Raw genomic sequence first — 18,397 nt, forward strand, 5'->3', positions numbered from 1 at the left:
TGCGACAACAGTTTACCTAAAGTCAAATGTTCCGTGGACGAATTAACGCTCCGAGGAAAACAATCAACCATGCAACAGCGGGCGCAAGTCGCCAATGTTGCGAGTAATAGGTCGCCGGAAGCGCTTTTGGCAGACTTCCATCGAGTATGGCTTCAATTCCCAGCGAAGTGGAGTCCAGGATTCGTCCGAATGGATCAACAATCGCGGAGATCCCGGTGTTTGCGGATCGCACCATGGGCAAACCTTGTTCGACCGCGCGCAACCGCGCCTGCGACAAATGCTGGTAGGGTCCGGTCGTGACGCCGAACCAGCCATCATTGGTCACGTTTAGCATAAGTCCGGGCCGTGCGCTGGATTCCGACAGGCGTTTGGCGACTTCCTCCGGAAATATTGCTTCATAGCAAATCAAAGGCAAAGCCGCCGGCAATCCCGGCGCTAAGAGAAGACGCGAATATTCGCCTGCGTCAAAAGCGCCGGGGCTCCAAACGAATTGGGTCACGCCCGCGCGGGCCAGCAGATCCGCGAACGGCATATATTCGCCGAAAGGCGTCAAATGCATCTTGTCGAAATAGTCCTTGATTTCGCCCTGTTGAATGACGGCGAGCGCGTTGAAATATTTTGTGTGGCTTCCCTCGACTTGCGCCCGCGCGGCGCCGGTGAACAGGATGGCGTTCTGCATGCGGGACGCAATCGTCGACAGGGAAAGGGGATCGCGTGACAGAATGAACGGGAAGACGGACTCCGGCCAAACCACATGGGTGACGTCGGACACTCCGGTCGTTTGAGGAGACGTGGAGCGATCCGACAATTTCAGATACCGCTCCAGCAATTCCGCCCTGCGGTCGAAGCGGAACTCGTCGTTCGCGACATTCGCCTGAACGATCCTCAGCTTGACGCCCTTGACGAACTCGGTCTTGTCCTGGAGCCTTGCGACGCCAAAAAGCGCCAGCGCGACGAAGCCGAACAGGGTCAGGACCAGCGCGCGCCGGCTGGAATGGCCCTTGCCCAGCAGCGCCGGCGCAGAAAAAAGCAGGACGGACAGCACCGTCAGGCCATAAAGGCCGACGACGGACGCGGCTTGCGCGAACACCAGGTTCCCGCCCAGCGCCATGCCGAAATCGTTCCAGGGAAATCCTGTCAGGACGTGGCCACGCAGCCATTCGGCGGCCGACAGCCCCGCGGCGAGCGCGAAAATTCGGGCCGCGCCCGGCGACCACATCAGCCGCGCCAACGCGAATCCCAACCCCGTGAAGATCGCCAAGCCGGCGGGCAAACCCAGCACGCCCAAAGGCAAGGCCCAGGCGAAGCGGTCGGCCTCCGTGAGGAAGGCGACGCCAAGCCACCAAAGGCCGGCGACAAAATAGCCGAACCCAAGCCACCAGCCGGCGCCGGCGGCGCGGCGAATGCCCGCCCAACGCGTTTCGCCCGAGGAACCGTCGATCAGCCAGACGGCGACCGTCATCGGAACAAAGAAGGCCGGAAAGAAAGAAAATGGCGCGAGCGCCAGCACACCGATGGCGCCGCTGAAAAAGGCGATCAAACGGCGCGTCCAGCCTTCGGCGAGGATCACCTTGTGCGAGAGAAAAAGCATTGCGCGCCTGGAAGACGAGAGGACCGAATCACTTTCGACTTTATAGAAGGGTTGGAGCGTCGCCAAAGAGCGTTACGCTTCTCCTTCGCTCTTCTGGCTTTGCACAGCCTCACGCGCCACGACGCGGATCTTGAGCTTTTTCAGCCGGCGGGGATCGGCGTCGAGTATGTCGAACTCGAAGGCCTTGTCCGGGCTGATCACGACCTCGCCGCGAATGGGAACCCGTCCGGCGAAAGCCGTCGCCAATCCGCCGATCGTGTCGACATCTTCCTGTTCGCCGCATTTCGTCAGTTCAAGGCCGGTAATTTCCGTTGCGTGGTCAAGCCCCACGCGCGCGTCGGCGATATAGACGCCCGAGGCGACCGCTTCGATTTTCGGATTCTCGTCGAGGTCGTGTTCATCCTCGATGTCGCCGACGATCATTTCGACAATATCTTCGATGGAAACCAGACCGTCGGTGCCGCCATACTCGTCGATGACCAAGGCCATATGCGTTCGCGTCGCCTGCATCTTGACCAACAGGTCGAGCGCCGGCATCGACGGCGGCGCGTAGAGAACGGGACGAAGAATTCCGGCGGCTTCAAGCCGCACGGAAAGATCGACGCGCACAAACTGCGGCCCGGGGGGCGGGTCCTCGCCTTGCGGCTGTCCCCGCGCCAAGATCGACTTTTCGGCGGATGAGGCGACGAAATCGACGAAGTCGCGGATGTGAACCATCCCCCGTGGATCGTCGAGCGTTTCGCCATGAACCGGCAGACGCGAATGGCCGGCGGTGCGAAAGGTGGCCAGAACGTCGGCCAATTGCGATTCGATTGAGATCGCGACGATATCCGCGCGCGGCACCATGACGTCGCTGACCTTGAGGCCATGCAGCGCCAGGACGTTCTTCAGCATTTCCCTTTCGTACGGCGTGAAATCCTCGGCGACCGCGTCGTCTTCCAACGCATCCTCGATGTCGTCACGGATCGATGCGCCCGATAGCCCGAACAACGCGCGCAGGCGTTCGACGATCGATCCGCGGCTCGAACTTCGTTCGGCGACATTGGATTCGTCGCTGTCGCGTTCCGGGGCGCCCATGGCTAATGACCTTCAGAAGGTTGATTTTCTCGGTAAGGATCGGCGATCCCCATCCGCTGAAGCGCGCGCGCCTCGCTGGCCTCCATGGCGTCGGCTTCGTCATCGGTCTCGTGATCGTAGCCGAGAAGATGGAGAAAGCCGTGAACAATCATGTGACAGAAATGATGAGGCAGCGGCTTGCCCTGCTCCTCGGCCTCGCGCGCCACGGTTTCATAGGCCACGGCGATGTCGCCGAGCACATGGGCCGTCTCGATGGGCTCAGGACCTGGAAAGGACAAGACGTTGGTCGGCTTGTCCATGCCCCTGAATTGCGCGTTGAGCACGCGGATGCGCGCGTCGTCGCAAAGCAGCAAACTGACCTCGGCGCCGTCGCGCACCCTTTCGTCCGTTTCGGCAAGAGCCTCCATGAGACACCGCTCGATCAGCGCGTCGAGTTCGGCAAGGGCGCGCCAACTCTCGCACTCGACGCTGGTTTCGATCGAGAGCGTCATAACGACAGGTCCCTGGCGCCGCGATCCGGCTTCGGTTTTCGATCGGACGATTCGTAGGCCGCGACGATCCGCCGCACCAGATCATGCCGGACGACGTCGGCCTCGGTGAATGTCACGTGGCCGACGCCTTCCAGTCCCGACAGCAGCGCAATCGCCTCGCTCAGTCCGGACCTCTGACCCGCAGGCAAATCGGTCTGGCTGGGATCGCCCGTGACGATCATGCGCGAACCCTCGCCCAGCCGGGTCAAGAACATCTTCATCTGCATGGTCGTCGCATTTTGCGCCTCATCCAGCAGGACGCAGGCGTTGGACAAGGTGCGCCCACGCATGAACGCCAGCGGTGCAACCTCGATCATCCCGGTTTGCATGCCGCGCTCGACCATGCGCGCATCCATGAAATCCTGCAAAGCGTCGTAGATTGGACGCAGGTAGGGATCGACCTTTTCGCGCATGTCGCCGGGCAGGAAGCCCAGCCGTTCCCCGGCTTCGACGGCGGGGCGCGAAAGAATCAGGCGCTCGACGGCGCCTTGCTCCAGCAGCGACACCGCATGACCGACGGCGAGCCAGGTTTTGCCCGTGCCGGCGGGGCCGGCGGCGAAAACCAGCTCGCGCCGCTTCAACTCGCGAATATAAAAATCCTGGGAACTGGTGCGCGCGCGCACCCCTTTCTTCCGCGTCGCCACCTGCTCGAAATTGGAGCGCGAGGCGGGCGTTTCGCCGGGAAAAAGGCTGCCTTGCATGGCGCATTCTTCAATCGCGCCATCGACATCGCCAAGGGTCGCCGGCTGCCCGGCCCGAGCGCGGTCGAAAAGGATTTGCAGAACACGTCGGGCATGCCCGACGGCTTCGGGCGGCCCCTTCATGACGACGTGATTGCCATTGGCGTTCAGGGACACGTTCAGCCGCCGCTCGATCCGCGCCAGGTTTTGATCGTAATGACCGAAAACCATCGAGGCCGTGCGGTTGTCGTCGAGCGAAACGGTTTGTTCGGCGTCGGCGATGCGATCCGGGGAACCCGCCATGTCAGGCCGCCCCTTCCGATCCAGTTTCAACAAGCCGGCCAAACAGCGAATTGGAGCCGCACCGCACGATTTCGACCGGAACTTGCCGCCCGATCAATTCCGCGCTCCCGTCGATCTGGACCGGCTGCAAATAAGGAGACTTGCCCGCCACCTGGCCATTGTGCCGCCCCGGTTTTTCGAAGAGCACCGGCGTCACCTGGCCGACCAGACTGGCGTTGAATTGCTGACGCTGACGCTCGACCAGGTCCTGCAAGCGGTAAAGGCGCTCGGTCTTGACCGCTTCGTCAACCTGGTCGGGGAGGTCCGCGCCCGGCGTGCCCGGCCGGGGCGAATATTTGAACGAAAAACTCGAAGCAAAGCCTACTTCGGAGATCAGATCGAGCGTGGCCTTAAAGTCGGCGTCGGCTTCACCGGGAAAGCCGACAATGAAATCAGACGAAAGGGCCAGGTCCGGGCGCGCGCGTCTGATTTTCTCGATGAGCCGAATGTAGTCCTGAGCGCTGTGGCGACGATTCATGGCCTCGAGGATCGCGTCCGAGCCCGATTGAACCGGCAGATGCAGGAACGGCATGAGCGCGGGCAGATCGGCAAAAGCCTCGATCAGGTCATCCGTCATGTCATTGGGATGGCTGGTGGTGAAGCGCAGCCGCAGGATGCCTTCAATTTGCGCCAGACGCCTCAGCAACCGCGCCAGTGACCAGATCGCGCCGTCCTCGCCCATGCCGTGATAGGCGTCGACATTCTGCCCGAGCAGAGTGATCTCGCGAACGCCGGCGCGCGCCAAAATCTCCGCTTCGGCGACGATTTTCGCAGCCGGACGCGAAACCTCAGCCCCGCGCGTGTAAGGCACCACGCAGAAGGTGCAGAACTTGTCACAGCCTTCCTGCACCGTCAGAAAGGCTGTGACGCCGCGTTCCCTGATTTTTTCGTCGCTCGGCGCGGTCAGGTGATCGAACTTGTCCTCGACTGGAAATTCGGTGTCGACGACGGGCCGCGCAACACTTTCGCGCACCAGATCCGGCAAGCGATGATAATTTTGAGGGCCGACGACCAGATCGACGGCGCGCTGCTTGCGCAGGATCTCCGCCCCCTCCGCTTGCGCGACACACCCCGCCACCGCGATGCGCGTGGACTCGCCTCTGGCCTGGCGCTCCTCCTTGAGCTGGCGCAGCTTGCCCAGTTCCGAAAACACTTTTTCGGCGGCCTTTTCGCGGATGTGGCAGGTGTTCAGGACGATGAGGTCCGCCTGCTCGATCTGCGCCGTCTCCTCGTATCCGTCTGGCGCGAGTACATCCGCCATGCGCGTTGCGTCGTAGACGTTCATCTGGCAGCCGAAGGATTTGATGAACAGTTTCTTGGGCTCGCTCGCCTTGGCGGCGGCGAATTCGGCGCGATCGGATACGGGTTTCAAAATTTCTGGGTGTCCTCGGCAGGGAGACGTGGAGCTTATATAGCCGATTTCGCCTGCCTCGATAAGAACCGCGACGCAATTTGTTCAATCGCCTTCGCGCGGCTCACGTCAGATTTCTCCGCATCACCAGCGCATCGCCTCGGCCGCCCTCCGCTGTCGCGTAATAGGCCTTGCGACGACCGACCTCCAAAAAGCCGTTGCGCCTGTAGAGAGCCAGGGCGGCTTCATTTTGCGCATCGACTTCGAGAAAGACGACCTGAACACGGCGCGCCGCCAACCGGGATAAATGGTCCAGAAGCAAACGCTGCGCGCAGCCGAACATGCGAAACGCCGGAGCGACGACGATCGTCAAGACCTCAGCCTCATCGGCGGCGATCCGCGACATCAGATAACCGGCAAAGCCCGATTTCGTGTCCACGCCAACGCTCAGGCACGCCGAATCCGCCAACAAGGCCTCAAACTCGCTGGCGCTCCAGGGATGCGCAAAGCCGGTCGCATGGAGACTGGCGCAGTCTGGAGCGTCGCTCACCTTGAGGATCCGGGGAAGGGCGAAGTCCGGTTTTCGACGCAGGAGTTCTGGAATTTTCATGAGACTGCGCGCGGAAGGGCCGCCCTTGCGGAAAGAGTGACATCGGGCGCCTTGAGATAGACCGGGCGCGCCGGGGCCGTCTGAGGATCAGCCACAGCCCCCAATTTCGCCACCGCCGCAATATCCGGCCAAGCTTCTCGTTCGTCGACCATGATCTCCTTGCCCAGCGCTCTCGCCGTCTCTCGCAAGTTTTCGGCGCCGCTTCCAGTGGCGATCACTGACCCCGCAGCCAGCAAACGGCACGCGTCGGACAGGGAAATCAGCCGGGGCGAGGTCAGGACCCGGCCGTTTGAATTATAAGCCGAAAGAAACACATTGCCGTGCGAGGCGTCGATCGCGGCGACAACGATCCGCTCATCTTCGGAAAAGAGCAATGGCGTGGCCAACGCGGCAAGGGTTGACACCCCAACCGCCTCAATTCCGCACGCCAGGGCTATTCCACGCGCCGCGGCGACGCCGATCCGTATGCCGGTGAACGAACCCGGACCAACCGTCACAGCCACGCGATCCAGTGAAGCGAAGCCGCCGCCGAGACGCGCGACCCGCTCGATCATCGGCATCAGGGCCTCGGCGTGCCCCTTTTTCATGGGCAAGGTCTCGCGGACCACCGCCTGTTGCGCGTCGCCATCGAAAATACAGACGGAAACCGCGGGGAGCGACGTGTCGATCGCGAGGACGCGCATGGAGGGCCGACCGAACCTGAGAATGGATGAAGGTCAGGCTTCCTCGACGGATTTGACCTGCGGCAGGAAGTGACACAGCAAATTCTGGATGCCGCGCTTGAGCGTCGCCGTGGAGGACGGACACCCGGAGCACGCGCCTTTCATCTGCAGATAGACCACTCCATCCTTGAAGGCGCGAAACACGATGTCGCCGCCATCGGCTGCGACGGCGGGACGCACGCGTTCATCGAGAAGCTCCTTGATGGTCGCGACGGTTTCGGCATCCTCAGGAGCGAATTGCTCGGACGGAGCCTGACCGGAAGCGCCGGCTTCGGCGACCAGCACCGGCCGACCGGACAGAAAATGCTCCATGATGGCGCCAAGAATCGCCGGCTTGAGGTTTTGCCAATCACCGTCGGCCTTGGTCACCGAAATGAAATCCGAGCCCAGAAACACGCCGCTGACGCCGTCGATGGAGAATATCGCCTGGGCGAGCGGAGACACGCTGGCCTCATCGGGTGAGCGCAAGTCCCAAACCCCATCCCGCGCCACGGAAGCGCCAGGGAGAAATTTCAGTGTCGCGGGATTGGGCGTGGTTTCCGTCTGAATGAACATAGCGTGCCTCCGAATTCACCCGGTTCAAGGCCGGAGATGGATGATGCTAAGATAAGGACTGTGCCCGACAAGGGAAGCGGGCTTTTGGCAAAAGCTCAACGCAGCAGGCCGACGATGTCCTTCACCTGATTCATGATCGGCTGCGCGATCGCCCGCGCGCGCACCGCGCCGTCGCGCAGGACCTGGTCGATGTAGCCGGGGTCTTTTTCGAGCCGGCGCATGTCGGCGCCGATGGGGCCGAGCTTTTCGATGGCGAGATCGGCCAGCGCCTGTTTGAACGCCGAGAACTGCGCCCCGCCAAAATCCTGCAGCACTTTTTCGGCCGGGACGTCAGCCAAGGCCGCGAAAATGCCGATCAGATTTTCCGCTTCGGGCCGCCCCTTCAAACCCTCAAGTTCGGTGGGCAACGGTTCGGGATCGGTCTTGGCCTTGCGAATTTTCTGGTTGATGGCGTCGGCGTCATCGGAAAGGTTCAGGCGCGAGAACTCGGACGCGTCGGATTTCGACATTTTCTTGGAGCCGTCACGCAAGCTCATCACCCGGGCGGCCGGCCCCTGGATCAGCGGCAAAGGCAGGGGGAAGAAGGCGTCGCCGTGGCCTTGAGCCGCAATGGAGGCGCCGTAGTCATTGTTGAATTTTTGCGCGATGTCGCGCGCGAGCTCGATGTGCTGCTTCTGGTCCTCGCCCACCGGCACATGCGTCGCGCGGTAAAGCAGGATATCGGCCGCCATCAGGGTCGGATAGGCGAACAGGCCGATCGAGACGTTTTCGCGGTCCTTGCCGGCCTTTTCCTTGAACTGCGTCATGCGGTTCAACCAGCCCATGCGGGCGACGCAATTGAACACCCACGCGAGTTCAGAGTGTTCGGCGATCTGGCTCTGGTTGAAAATGATGTTCTTTGCGGGGTCGACGCCCGACGCGATATAGGCGGCGGCGATCCGGCGAATGGCGTCCCGCAACTCGTCTGGCGCCTGCGGCATGGTGATCGCATGGAGGTCGACGACGCAAAACAGACATTCATGCGTCTTCTGCAAGGCCACGAACTTGACGATGGCGCCGAGGTAATTGCCGAGATGCAGATTGCCGGTTGGCTGGATTCCGGAGAAGACGCGTTCGGGAAAGTTCGTCATTTGGGACCGCACGGATCGAAAGATGCGGTCTTATGGCGTTCGGCGGCTCTGCTGGCAAGAGGCCCCTTATTTCGCGAATCCGCCAACCAGCCGGATCGGCCGGCCCTCGGGTCCAGAAACGAGTTTCTCTCCACCGCGCGTGGCGCGCGGCGCGGATGGTTGCGGTTCGTGACTTTGGCTCCTGGCCTTTGCGTCCCGAGCCCGCGCCACCCTGGTGGGGGTCGTGACGGCCTCCTTCAAGCGCTGCTTCAGCCTGGCGCCGATATGCCGCGCATGATCGACAGGCACGAACTGCGAGTCCTTCTTGCGCTCGCCGACGTAGACCTTCAGTCCTTCATGAGACATGTAGGCGTCGCCCGGTCGCAAGGTGGGATCGTTGTTGATGATCTGGTTGATCGCATCCTGCGCATTGCCGCAGCAGAGCCGCGGGGATGAGGCCGGAATCCCGGATTGGGTTGGCGACGCCAGCATCGTCACCGCCACGCGCGGCCTGTGACGACCGAAATGCTCGCGCGCGCCGCGCGCGGTCGCGTGCTTTACCCGCCAGGAACGATGACGGACATCGCGACGATGAGCTTGACGATAGGAAAAAGATGGGCGCGGAGGAGTATAGTCAAATTGCGTGGGCGAGTCATTGCGAGCGTAACCGAATACATCGTCTAGAAAACCTCGGGCCCTCGCTTCCGGAATGAACCCCAGGGTCAGCAAGAAAAGCAAACAGGCGAGCATGGCGCCGTTTCTGCGCATCGCGATTCCCTGACTCAAACAAAGCTTGCCGACAACAAAAAGTCTTAACGCACGTTAACTCGAAACATTGGTCTCACAAAAATGCCCCTGCTGCAAACAGATTCGTGAATTCAGAGGAGTCGGGACCAAGCTTGGTTAGCGGCGTTTGTCGTCTTCAACATAATGTGACAGAGACAAACGAGTGCTTCATTCTATCGTCGAAATTCTTTTTCTTTCAGAGCGATAAAAAGCACCGTTGCGGCGGAGCAACGGACCCGCCGCCAGCTAGAGCGCGTTGACATTCAGGATTCCCACAGACTCGCAAATCTGATTCAAGCTCCTTTTCGGTCGGGAGCCATGAATGTCGGTTCGCTTGGTGTTGCCACTTATCGTCCTGGCCAGATTTCCCGAGCCAGCTCTCTTTTTTTGAACGCCGCCGCCTCTTCGGGCGTGGCGGCGTTGGGGTTCCTGGGTCGCGGCGTCTGGATCGACAAGCCGCACGCCTTGAGCGCCTCCCAGCCGCGTTGAACCGCGACCTTCTCCACTCCCAATTCGCGCGCCAGGAAGACGGCGACCTTCGCACTCGTCCAAAGGCCGCCGTCGTCCGGCGCTTCCTGCAATCGCACCCGAAGTTTTTCGATCAGTTCTGGTTTGAGCACGGTCGCCTTCGCGCCGTTGCGTCGACGTAAGTCCCCAAGAGACCCTGGGCCTTCAGCGTTGTAGCGCGCCGCGAGTTGCTCGATCCAACGTTCGCCGAAGGACGTCATTTCAGCCACTTGGCCGACGCTATGGCCTTTGGCGAGAAGCCAAATGGTCTGAAAATGCCGCGCCTCGCACGCATGCGAACTCGAAACATACCGATCACGCAACCCATCGACGCTCAAATGCCCAGCGATCGCCGTCATGACCCGCCTCCTGCGATTCATAACCACAAAGCTTAGCCTTATCGCGCTCAGAAGGGAATCTGCCCGAGTCATTCAACCGGAAATCGTATCAGTCCTTCTTTTTGGCTCAACCGTTCGGTCAGAGTCGGGATTGCGGAACGCTCTTTGCTCTTGCCCTCGACCGCCTCCTGGCCGAGCACGAGTCGCGCCGTTGTCGCGTAGGCGGAGACGAGATGCAGCGGCCCCTTGCCCTGAGCGCGATGCCGTCGAAATCGTCGTAATCGGCCATTGTGCGCAGACGATCAGCAGCAGGACCTCGGGCAAAGGGTGCGCGACCCGCAGGCGTCGCGTGCGTGATCAAGGATTGAAAAATGATCGAGCAAAGCCTTGAGGCTCGATTTTTCAGAAGAGACATCGAAAGCGAGGCTCATGGCGGCGGCGCCAGAATCAAACCGTCGACAGCGAATCACGCATAGCGCAATCCGCAAAGAGGCGTTAACCCGCGTTCGTCGCCCTGCAGCGGGCGCTTTGTCGCTTGACCTTTCCGGGGCTCTCCCTTATGAACGCGCACCTAACCGTGCGCGGAAATTTCCGCGCCGCTTTTGTTTTGCAAGAGCGTTCAACGGTTTCCACGAATTTCGGTCGCGAGACCAAACCGGGACAGGACCAGTGCGCGTCCGGCCGCCGGCGAGCCAAAGATTGAAAGGAACACCCATGTCCCGCCGTTGCGAATTGACCGGCAAGGCTGTCCAGACCGGCAACCTCGTCAGCCACTCGAACCGCAAGACCCGCACCCGCTTCCTGCCGAACCTGGTGAACGTGTCGCTGATCTCCGATTCCCTGCAGCGTTCGGTGCGCCTGCGCATCGCCGCCGCCGCCCTGCGCTCGGTCGAGCATCGCGGCGGCCTCGACGCCTTCCTGCTCAAGGCGCGCGACGCCGAGCTGTCGATGAACGCGCTCAAGCTGAAGCGAGAAATCGTCAAAAAACTCGAAGTCGCCACGGCCTGAGTTTTTTGGACCAGACATGCGAAACGGGCCCGTCGGGGTCCGTTTTTGTTTGGCGATTCCGCGATCACGCTTGCCCTTGGAGGCGGCGCTTTGCGCCTCCTTGGCTTCTTTCTATCTATAGGACAGTCACTTCAGTTCCGATCCTGACGCGATTGTAGAGATCGACCACGTCGTCGTTCATCATGCGGATGCACCCGGACGAAACGTTCTGGCCGATGGTCCAGGGCTCGTTGGTGCCATGGATGCGATACATCGACGATCCCAGATAAAGCGCGCGGGCGCCGAGCGGATTGTCCGGGCCGCCCTCCATATGCCTCGGCAGGTCCGGCCGCCGCCTCAGCATGTCCGGCGGCGGCGTCCAGGCCGGCCATTCCGCCTTGCGGCTGACGGTCTTGCGGCCGCCCCATTCAAAGCCAGAGCGGGCGACGCCAATGCCATAGCGTACGGCCTGACCCGGCGCCGTGATCAGATAGAGATAGTGGCTCCGCGTATCTACCACGATTGAGCCGACCTTGCCGCCGCCCGTATAATAGACCTGCTGGCGCCTCCACTGGTCCGACAGCACGTCGCGGTTCGCGGGAGCATATTCGGGCTCGCGGTAAGGGGGGTAAGCGGCGGGCCGCGGACGCAGCGTCCGCTGTTGGGGCGCCGGCCGCGCGTGTGGCTGGCCGCCAAAGAGGAAGTCGACCAGCCCTCCGCCGTAATCTTGGGCCTGGGCGGGCATTGCGACGATGAGGCCGAGACCGCAAAGCAGCGGCGGCAGAACGCGTGAGATGTGCATGGCCAAAATCCTGGAACGCCTGACTCTACCAATATAAACCATGAATCTTCAGCATAAAGATTTACCGTGCGGCGTAGTTATTCAAGTGATAATGGTAAACGTCCGGTTCAAAAACTTGTTACGACGCACAAGCGGAACAATTTTGGCGAGAAAGGCCGTGCGCAGGCCGGCGAGATCGGTGAGCGCGACCACTGCGGCGTAAACCCCTCCGGAAATAGCCATTTGCGCGATTATTTGCAGCAGGCCCGGATGCGCGTTGCGCAAAGGCCCGGCGAGCGCCGCCATGCCCGCGCTCGCCAAAATACTCCAGAACAGGTCGCGCGCCGGCGGCCATTGCGGCCGGTTGGCCTGGGCAAAGACGAGCAGGGTCAGCAGGCCCAGCGCCATGGCGAGGCTTTGCGCCAAAGCGAGGCTCGACGCATCTTCCGCCCTTGGCAGAATCAAGAAAATCAGGGGATCGGCGACGCAGACGACGAGGGCGGCGAGCACGACCGGCCGGGTTTTCCGGGCGATCTGGAAAATGGCGTTGAGCGCGAACTGGCTAAGCCCCAGGCAGAACAGGCCCGGCAGCATCAGCGTGAGGAAAAGGCCGAAGGCGCCTCGATAGGCCTGCGGCACGATCAGCGCCTCGACGGAAGGCAGGACGATCCAGATGCCGACGCAGGCCGGCAGCAGGATGGCGAAGACCACGGCCATGTTGCGGGCGATCTGCTCGCGCGCCTTGTCGAGGCCGTGGAGGTCGTGGGCGCGCACGGCGATCTGGAAAAGCAGCACGTCGAGGGCCGAGCCCAGCGCCGCCACCGCACGCAGCCCCAGATCATAGGCCAGCGCGAAGCGCCCGGTTTCGGCGAATCCGAAAAAGCGCGTCGCCAGCTCGCGGTTCACCAGCGGAATCAGCTGGTACAGCACCACCGCCGCGACAATGGGCGCGGCATAGGCGCCGTAGCAGCGCATCAGGCGGCGGTCCGCCTTTGCGAAACCGGCGTCGGGGTCGTGCAAATGCCGGTAAGAAAACGCCAGCGCGCCCAGCAAGCTGACCATGCCCGCCGCCAAGGTGATCCGCGCGGAACCTGTCGCCCAGGCGCCGCCGGCCATGCAGACCAGCGAAAACATGTTTTTTATGACGACGATGCGCATGTAGAGGCGGTCGTCGAACCGGGCGCGGGCGAGCGCGGTTTGGTAATCGAACAGGCCGTTGGCGAAGGAGGCGGCGAAGGCCAGCGCCAGCAGATCGCGGGGCAGGGAGGTTTCCGGTCCCAGCAGCGCGACGACGACCACCAGGGGAATGAAGCCGATCGTGACCAGCGCGAAGGCGGCGTCGAGCGTGGCGCGCACCGTCGGCTTGTTGTCGCGGGTCCGGACGGAATAAAAGCGGATCGCGCATTGGCGAATCCATTCGAACACCAGCGCCTGTCCAAAGATCATCACGCCGATGGCCAGCGCGAAACGCCCATATTCCTCAGGCCCCAAAAACTTGGCGACGATCAGGCCGACGATCAGATTGAAGATCGTGTTGACGAGGAAGGCGAAAACGATCCTCAAGGCGTGACCTCCGCGAGGGAGCGGTCCAGGCGGGCTCTCATCGGTTCCTTTTAGCGCGGCGCGGATAAGAAAGTCTTGCCGGCGCAGGGCCGCAGGACTAGAACGCGGGTGTGGCCTCATTGAGCCGGCCGGCTTGCCGCCACATCGCAACGAAGCGCTAAAAGGCCGGGCAAGCCAGGATCGCTCGCCCCAATTCGCCGCTCGCGCGGCGCAGGGAAATCTCATGTCCGCTTACGATCGTCCCGCCATCGACGCCAAAACTTTTCGCCCGCGCACCCAACTCGTCCATGGCGGCGTCGCCCGCTCCGGGTTCGGCGAGACCTCCGAGGCCTTGTTCCTCACGCAAGGCTTTGTCTACAACAGCGCCGAACAGGCGGCGGGTCGCTTCACCGGCGAAGACGAGGGCTTTCAGTACAGCCGCTTCGGCAATCCCACCGTCGCCATGTTCGAGGAGCGCATGGCGCTGCTCGAAGGCGCGGAAGCCGCGCGCGCCACCGCCACCGGCATGGCGGCGGTGACCACGGCGCTGATGGGCCAGGTGAAGGCGGGCGATCACGTCGTCGCCTCGCGCGCCCTGTTCGGTTCGTGCCTCTACATCGTGCAGGACCTGCTGCCGCGTTTCGGCGTGGAGTCCACGCTGGTCGACGGCCACGACCTCGCGCAGTGGAAGGCGGCGCTGCGCCCCAACACCAAAACCGCGTTTCTGGAGAGCCCCACCAATCCGAACCTGAGCGTGCTCGACATCGCGGCGATCGCCGACATCGTTCATGGGGTCGGCGCGACGCTGGTGGTTGACAATGTGTTCGCCACGCCGCTGATGCAAAAACCGCTCGAATTGGGCGCCGATTGCGTCGTCTATTCCGCGACCAAACACATTGACGGCCAGGGGCGCTGTCTCGGCGGCGTCATTTTGGGATCCAAGGCGTTCATTGAGACGCACATCCAAGTCTACATCCGCCAGACCGGGCCGTCGCTGTCGCCCTTCAACGCCTGGGTGCTGCTGAAAGGTCTGGAAACCTTGCCGCTGCGCATCGCCCAGCAGCAGGACAGCGCGCAAAAGCTTGCCGATTTCCTCGCGAGCGAAGCGAAGATCGCGCGGGTCTTTTATCCGGGACGTCCGGATCATCCGCAATACGAACTGGCGCGGCGGCAGATGAAGGGCGGCTCCACCATGGTCGCTCTGGAGATCAAGGGTGGGCAGGCCGCGGCCTTCCGCTTCGCCAATGCGCTGGAAGTCATAAAAATTTCCAACAATCTCGGCGACGCCAAGAGCCTGATCACCCATCCGTCCACCACGACTCACCAGCGCCTGACCGAGGAGGCGCGGCTTGATGTCGGCGTCACCCAGGGCATGTTGCGCCTGTCCGTGGGGCTGGAGGACGCGGACGATCTGATCGACGATCTGAAGCGCGGGTTGGCTGCGGTCTAGATTGCCTTTTTCTATATATAGAACAATAGAGTAGGCCTAACCCTGAGGAGCCCGCCTTCGCGGGCGTCTCGGAGGGCGAGGGCGGTCCACGGGTCCTTCAGCAGCCCGCTCTAACGCACCCAAACCACGGTCTTGCAGATCAGGCCGCCCATGACGCAGCCGCTGGTTTTGAGTTTTTTCCCGCTCAAGACCATTTTGCCCGAATAGGTGCGGCCGTCATCGGGATTGAACGCCTTGCCGACCCAGGTGATCTGGTCGGAGCGCACCATGTCGAAGAACACGCGCTGGCCGACTTTTGCCGCGCCCTTCGCGCTCTTGAGCCAGGACACCGCGCCGCAAAGCGCGTCGCCGCATGCGGAGAACTCGACCTTCACCGCGCCGTCGTCGCGCGTCCACACGCCCTGCACGTCTTCCGCCCGGACCTGCGTCGCGCCGAACGGAACGGCGGCCAGCATGAGACCCAAAACTCCGGTGGAAAGCTTGACCAAGAACGGCTCCCTGTCACGGCGGCGCGAACGATTTCGAGCGCATTAAGCTGCGCCTTCGCCACAGGCGCAAGCGGCAATTAACCCGACAACGGGTTTAAGCCAAGGGTCCAGGGCGCAATCGGCGTGGATATGGTTTAGCATCGGTCCCCGCGAGCAGGAGCGAACAGGAATGAGCACACGCCAGCTGGACCGGGCCCTCCAGCCCAAATCTTTGGCCTTGGTCGGCGCCAGCGACCGCGCGAACTCGCGAGGACGCGCGGTGATGGGCAATATCGTCGCATCCGGCTTTTCCGGGCCGCTTTATCTGGTCAATCCTCACCATACGGAGATCGAGGGCCGCGTCTGCTACCCCAATCTGACCGCGCTGCCGGAAATTCCCGATCTGGTCATGGTCATCACGCCCAAGGAGTTTGTTGCGGGCTTCGTCAACGAGGCCGCCGACATTGGCGCGCCCGCCGTCATGGTGATGACCAAGGACCCGACGCCGGGATCGGATTCGCTGTTCGAGCAGGTGCGCGCCATCGCCCGCGCGCGCGGCATCCGCATCCTCGGCCCCAATTGCCGGATGATGGCGCCGCGCTCAAAACTCAACGCCTCCTTGTCGGCCCTTCCGCCCGCGGCTGGCGATCTTGCGGTGATTTCGCAATCCTACGCCGTGCTCTACGCCATCACCGCCTGGGGGCACCGGAACCAGGTCGGCTTTTCCGGCATGATTTCGCTCGGCGGCATGGCCGACGTCGATTTCGACGATCTCCTGGACTATTACGCGCTCGACCCGATGACGCGCGCTATCCTGCTCTACATCGAGCATCTGGAGGACGCGAAGAGCTTCATGTCCGCCGCCCGCGCGGCGTCTCGCGTCAAACCGGTGATCGTGGTGCGCTCGGGGCGCCACGAAGCGGCGCGGCGCGGCGGCACGCATGCCGGCAATCTCGCCACGGACGACGATGTCTATGACGCCGCCTTCCGGCGCGCTGGCGTTTTGCGCGTGCCCGACATCGACGCGCTGTTCGACGCGGCGGAGGCGCTCGGCCGCGTCAAACCTTTCAACGGCGAAAGGCTCGCCATCGTCACCAACGGGCGAGGCGTCGGCTATCTCGCCATCGACCAGTTGCTCGACCTCGGCGGCAAGCTGGCCGAGGTCTCGCCGGCGACTGGTGAGGCGCTGAAACCCCTCTTACCTGAAAGCTGGGCCGGCGGTTCGCCCGTCGAATTGTCGGGCGACACTCAACCGGAGCAGTTCGGACAGGCGCTGGCCATGGTGTTGCAGGACCGCGCCAATGATGCGGTGCTGGTCATCCAGGCGCCCAATGTGCTCATCGACAGCAAGAAGATGGCGCTGGCGGCGGTGGAGGCGGTGAAGAAGCACAGGAAATCCTCGATTTCGCCCAAGCCGGTGTTCGTGGTCTGGTACGGCGCCGACGAGGAGACCAATCGAATTTTTGAGGACGCTCGCATCCCGCACTACGAGCGCGGCGCGGTGTCCGGCTTCATGCATATGGTCAAGTGGCGGAAGGCGCGCGAGGCGCTGATGGCGGCGCCGCCGTCGCTGCCGGTTGATTTCGCGCCGAACACGTCCAAGGCGCGGGCGGTCATCGCCCAGGCGATCTCGCGCGGCCATGAATGGCTGGCGCCGGTCGAGATCAGCGCGCTCCTCGAAGCCTATGACATTCCCATCGCCCCAGCCCGCCTCGCCCGCTCGCCCGAGGAGGCGGCGGAAGTGGCGCGTCTGGTGCTCGGGCGCTACGGCGGTTGTGTCGTCAAGATCATGTCGCGCGACATCGTGCACAAATCCGACCTCGGCGGCGTGGCCCTCGACCAGCGCAGCATCGAGCAGGTTGTGGACACTACGCGAAAAATGCTGGAGCGTGTCGCGGCCGAGGCGCCGCATGCGCGGGTGGATGGCGTGACCATCCATCCCATGGTGCGCCGCCCCAACGCCCGCGAACTGGTGATGGGCGTAACCGACGACCCCACTTTCGGGCCGGTCATCGTGTTCGGGCGCGGCGGCAAGGCGGTGGAGGTCATCAACGACAAGGCCCTCGCCTTGCCGCCGCTCGACCTTTCGCTGGCCCGCGCTCTGATCGAGCAAACCCAGGTGGTTCGGGCCTTGCGCGATTACCGCGACGTCCCGGCGGCGGACATCGACGCTGTCGCCTTGCTGCTCGTAAAAATTTCGCAGCTTTCCGCCGACGTGCCGGAAATCCGCGAACTGGAGCTGAACCCGGTGCTCGCCGACGCCAACGGCGTGGTGGTTGTGGACGCCCGCGTCGCCGTCGCGCCGTTCACCGGTCGCGCGAGCGCGATCTCGAATCCGCGTTTCGCCGTCGCCCCGTATCCCAAGGCGCTGGAGCGGCACACCACGCTGAAAAACGGAACGCCGGTGCAGTTGCGACCGGTGCGGCCCGAAGACGAAGAGATGTACAAGGTGTTCTTCACCCATGTCTCCTCGGAAGACATTCGCCTGCGCTTCTTCGGCCCCGTGAAGGAGTTTTCCCACGCCTTCATCGCCCGCCTGATCCAGATCGATTATGCGCGCTCCTTCGTCATCGTCGCGGTGGAGGAGGCGACCGGGCTGATGCTGGGCGTCGTGCGGCTGATGCTCGACGCCGACCATGAGAAGGGCGAATACGCCATCTTGCTGCGCTCCGACATGAAGGGGCAGGGCCTGGGCTGGAAGCTCATGAAATACATGATCGAATTCGCCCGCGCCGACGGAATTCAGGAAATCGAGGGACAGGTGCTAAGCGAGAACGGGCCGATGCTGTCGATGAATCAGGCGCTCGGCTTCAAGATCATGGACGATCCCAACGAGCACGGCGTGAAGAAGGTGGTGCTGGACCTGACCCAGCCGCCGACCGAAGCCGCGTTGCGACCGGACAAATAGAGGCGTTTCCGGCTTGTTCAGCATCAGGATTTATCATAGCGCTTCCCTGACCCTTCGGAAGCTC

Annotated in this window: 17 protein-coding genes and 1 pseudogene; 3 read left to right on the forward strand and 15 right to left on the reverse strand. The window is 62.6% G+C overall.

What is annotated here, in order from left to right; genetic code table 11:
• Positions 1 to 22 precede the first annotated feature (22 nt).
• From lnt to GJ654_RS21150, 12 genes and pseudogenes are all read right to left on the reverse strand, one after another.
• The gene (lnt, locus tag GJ654_RS06910) at positions 23 to 1,591 is read right to left on the reverse strand and encodes an apolipoprotein N-acyltransferase (protein ID WP_155445401.1); all 1,569 of its coding nucleotides are present in this window, start codon (positions 1,589 to 1,591) and stop codon (positions 23 to 25) included.
• A 72-nt stretch (positions 1,592 to 1,663) separates the two neighbouring features.
• Positions 1,664 to 2,668, reverse strand: a complete 1,005-nt coding sequence (locus GJ654_RS06915) for a hemolysin family protein (protein ID WP_155445402.1) — start codon at positions 2,666 to 2,668, stop codon at positions 1,664 to 1,666.
• Positions 2,669 to 2,670: 2 nt separating this feature from the next.
• Complete coding sequence (gene ybeY / locus GJ654_RS06920; RefSeq protein ID WP_155445403.1) at positions 2,671 to 3,159, reverse strand: rRNA maturation RNase YbeY; 489 nt, start codon at positions 3,157 to 3,159, stop codon at positions 2,671 to 2,673.
• Complete coding sequence (locus GJ654_RS06925) at positions 3,156 to 4,181, reverse strand: PhoH family protein (RefSeq protein WP_155445404.1); 1,026 nt, start codon at positions 4,179 to 4,181, stop codon at positions 3,156 to 3,158. The genes ybeY and GJ654_RS06925 overlap by 4 nt, the downstream gene beginning before the upstream one ends.
• 1 nt (position 4,182) lies before the next feature.
• A complete protein-coding gene (gene miaB, locus GJ654_RS06930) occupies positions 4,183 to 5,592 on the reverse strand; it encodes a tRNA (N6-isopentenyl adenosine(37)-C2)-methylthiotransferase MiaB (protein ID WP_155445405.1) in 1,410 nt (469 codons plus the stop codon).
• Between the two features lie 103 nt (positions 5,593 to 5,695).
• Positions 5,696 to 6,181, reverse strand: coding sequence for a ribosomal protein S18-alanine N-acetyltransferase (gene rimI / locus GJ654_RS06935; RefSeq protein ID WP_155445406.1), 486 nt, complete (start codon positions 6,179 to 6,181; stop codon positions 5,696 to 5,698).
• Positions 6,178 to 6,864, reverse strand: a complete 687-nt coding sequence (tsaB, locus tag GJ654_RS06940; protein WP_155445407.1) for a tRNA (adenosine(37)-N6)-threonylcarbamoyltransferase complex dimerization subunit type 1 TsaB — start codon at positions 6,862 to 6,864, stop codon at positions 6,178 to 6,180. Before tsaB ends, rimI begins: the two co-directional genes overlap by 4 nt.
• A gap of 33 nt (positions 6,865 to 6,897) precedes the next feature.
• Positions 6,898 to 7,458, reverse strand: a complete 561-nt coding sequence (locus GJ654_RS06945; RefSeq protein ID WP_155445408.1) for a NifU family protein — start codon at positions 7,456 to 7,458, stop codon at positions 6,898 to 6,900.
• A 95-nt stretch (positions 7,459 to 7,553) separates the two neighbouring features.
• Positions 7,554 to 8,588 (reverse strand): tryptophan--tRNA ligase, encoded by a 1,035-nt coding sequence (gene trpS / locus GJ654_RS06950; protein WP_155445409.1) that lies wholly within the window; start codon positions 8,586 to 8,588, stop codon positions 7,554 to 7,556.
• Positions 8,589 to 8,654: 66 nt separating this feature from the next.
• Entirely contained in the window at positions 8,655 to 9,335 is a 681-nt protein-coding gene (locus GJ654_RS06955; RefSeq protein WP_155445410.1) for a hypothetical protein, read from the reverse strand.
• A gap of 365 nt (positions 9,336 to 9,700) precedes the next feature.
• On the reverse strand, positions 9,701 to 10,219 hold the full coding sequence (locus tag GJ654_RS06960) for a winged helix-turn-helix domain-containing protein (protein ID WP_196305460.1): 519 nt from the start codon (positions 10,217 to 10,219) through the stop codon (positions 9,701 to 9,703).
• A gap of 89 nt (positions 10,220 to 10,308) precedes the next feature.
• Positions 10,309 to 10,629: pseudogene (locus GJ654_RS21150) on the reverse strand (hypothetical protein); the annotation flags it as partial.
• Positions 10,630 to 10,912: 283 nt separating this feature from the next.
• On the opposite strand from GJ654_RS21150, the gene rpmB reads away from it, so the two are divergent.
• Entirely contained in the window at positions 10,913 to 11,206 is a 294-nt protein-coding gene (gene rpmB, locus GJ654_RS06965; RefSeq protein WP_155445412.1) for a 50S ribosomal protein L28, read from the forward strand.
• A 115-nt stretch (positions 11,207 to 11,321) separates the two neighbouring features.
• On the opposite strand, the gene GJ654_RS06970 is transcribed toward rpmB, so the two are convergent.
• Positions 11,322 to 11,987, reverse strand: a complete 666-nt coding sequence (locus GJ654_RS06970; protein WP_246664640.1) for a L,D-transpeptidase — start codon at positions 11,985 to 11,987, stop codon at positions 11,322 to 11,324.
• An 81-nt stretch (positions 11,988 to 12,068) separates the two neighbouring features.
• Positions 12,069 to 13,529 carry a lipopolysaccharide biosynthesis protein gene (locus GJ654_RS06975; RefSeq protein WP_155445414.1) on the reverse strand — a complete coding sequence of 487 codons (1,461 nt, stop codon included), beginning with the start codon at positions 13,527 to 13,529 and terminating at the stop codon, positions 12,069 to 12,071.
• Positions 13,530 to 13,752: 223 nt separating this feature from the next.
• Here GJ654_RS06975 and GJ654_RS06980 point away from each other — a divergent pair, with 223 nt between their 5' ends.
• A complete protein-coding gene (locus GJ654_RS06980) occupies positions 13,753 to 14,958 on the forward strand; it encodes an O-succinylhomoserine sulfhydrylase (RefSeq protein ID WP_155445415.1) in 1,206 nt (401 codons plus the stop codon).
• A 110-nt stretch (positions 14,959 to 15,068) separates the two neighbouring features.
• Here GJ654_RS06980 and GJ654_RS06985 read toward each other — a convergent pair whose 3' ends face one another.
• Positions 15,069 to 15,446, reverse strand: coding sequence for a DUF2147 domain-containing protein (locus tag GJ654_RS06985; protein WP_246664641.1), 378 nt, complete (start codon positions 15,444 to 15,446; stop codon positions 15,069 to 15,071).
• Positions 15,447 to 15,615: 169 nt separating this feature from the next.
• Here GJ654_RS06985 and GJ654_RS06990 point away from each other — a divergent pair, with 169 nt between their 5' ends.
• Positions 15,616 to 18,333: a bifunctional acetate--CoA ligase family protein/GNAT family N-acetyltransferase gene (locus GJ654_RS06990; RefSeq protein ID WP_155445416.1), complete on the forward strand. Its 2,718-nt coding sequence runs from the start codon at positions 15,616 to 15,618 to the stop codon at positions 18,331 to 18,333.
• Positions 18,334 to 18,397: the final 64 nt, after the last annotated feature.

Source organism: Rhodoblastus acidophilus (assembly GCF_009720655.1).
GTDB classification, from domain to species: domain Bacteria; phylum Pseudomonadota; class Alphaproteobacteria; order Rhizobiales; family Beijerinckiaceae; genus Rhodoblastus; species Rhodoblastus acidophilus_A.

What these genes read in the sequence shown, in the direction of transcription:
- lnt (WP_155445401.1), bottom strand. Translation starts at nt 1,591, where the DNA reads ATGCTTTTTCTCTCGCACAAGGTGATCCTCGCCGAAGGCTGGACGCGC.
- GJ654_RS06915 (WP_155445402.1), bottom strand. Translation starts at nt 2,668, where the DNA reads ATGGGCGCCCCGGAACGCGACAGCGACGAATCCAATGTCGCCGAACGA.
- ybeY (WP_155445403.1), bottom strand. Translation starts at nt 3,159, where the DNA reads ATGACGCTCTCGATCGAAACCAGCGTCGAGTGCGAGAGTTGGCGCGCC.
- GJ654_RS06925 (WP_155445404.1), bottom strand. Translation starts at nt 4,181, where the DNA reads ATGGCGGGTTCCCCGGATCGCATCGCCGACGCCGAACAAACCGTTTCG.
- rimI (WP_155445406.1), bottom strand. Translation starts at nt 6,181, where the DNA reads ATGAAAATTCCAGAACTCCTGCGTCGAAAACCGGACTTCGCCCTTCCC.
- tsaB (WP_155445407.1), bottom strand. Translation starts at nt 6,864, where the DNA reads ATGCGCGTCCTCGCGATCGACACGTCGCTCCCCGCGGTTTCCGTCTGT.
- GJ654_RS06945 (WP_155445408.1), bottom strand. Translation starts at nt 7,458, where the DNA reads ATGTTCATTCAGACGGAAACCACGCCCAATCCCGCGACACTGAAATTT.
- trpS (WP_155445409.1), bottom strand. Translation starts at nt 8,588, where the DNA reads ATGACGAACTTTCCCGAACGCGTCTTCTCCGGAATCCAGCCAACCGGC.
- GJ654_RS06955 (WP_155445410.1), bottom strand. Translation starts at nt 9,335, where the DNA reads ATGCGCAGAAACGGCGCCATGCTCGCCTGTTTGCTTTTCTTGCTGACC.
- GJ654_RS06960 (WP_196305460.1), bottom strand. Translation starts at nt 10,219, where the DNA reads ATGACGGCGATCGCTGGGCATTTGAGCGTCGATGGGTTGCGTGATCGG.
- rpmB (WP_155445412.1), top strand. Translation starts at nt 10,913, where the DNA reads ATGTCCCGCCGTTGCGAATTGACCGGCAAGGCTGTCCAGACCGGCAAC.
- GJ654_RS06970 (WP_246664640.1), bottom strand. Translation starts at nt 11,987, where the DNA reads ATGCACATCTCACGCGTTCTGCCGCCGCTGCTTTGCGGTCTCGGCCTC.
- GJ654_RS06980 (WP_155445415.1), top strand. Translation starts at nt 13,753, where the DNA reads ATGTCCGCTTACGATCGTCCCGCCATCGACGCCAAAACTTTTCGCCCG.
- GJ654_RS06990 (WP_155445416.1), top strand. Translation starts at nt 15,616, where the DNA reads ATGAGCACACGCCAGCTGGACCGGGCCCTCCAGCCCAAATCTTTGGCC.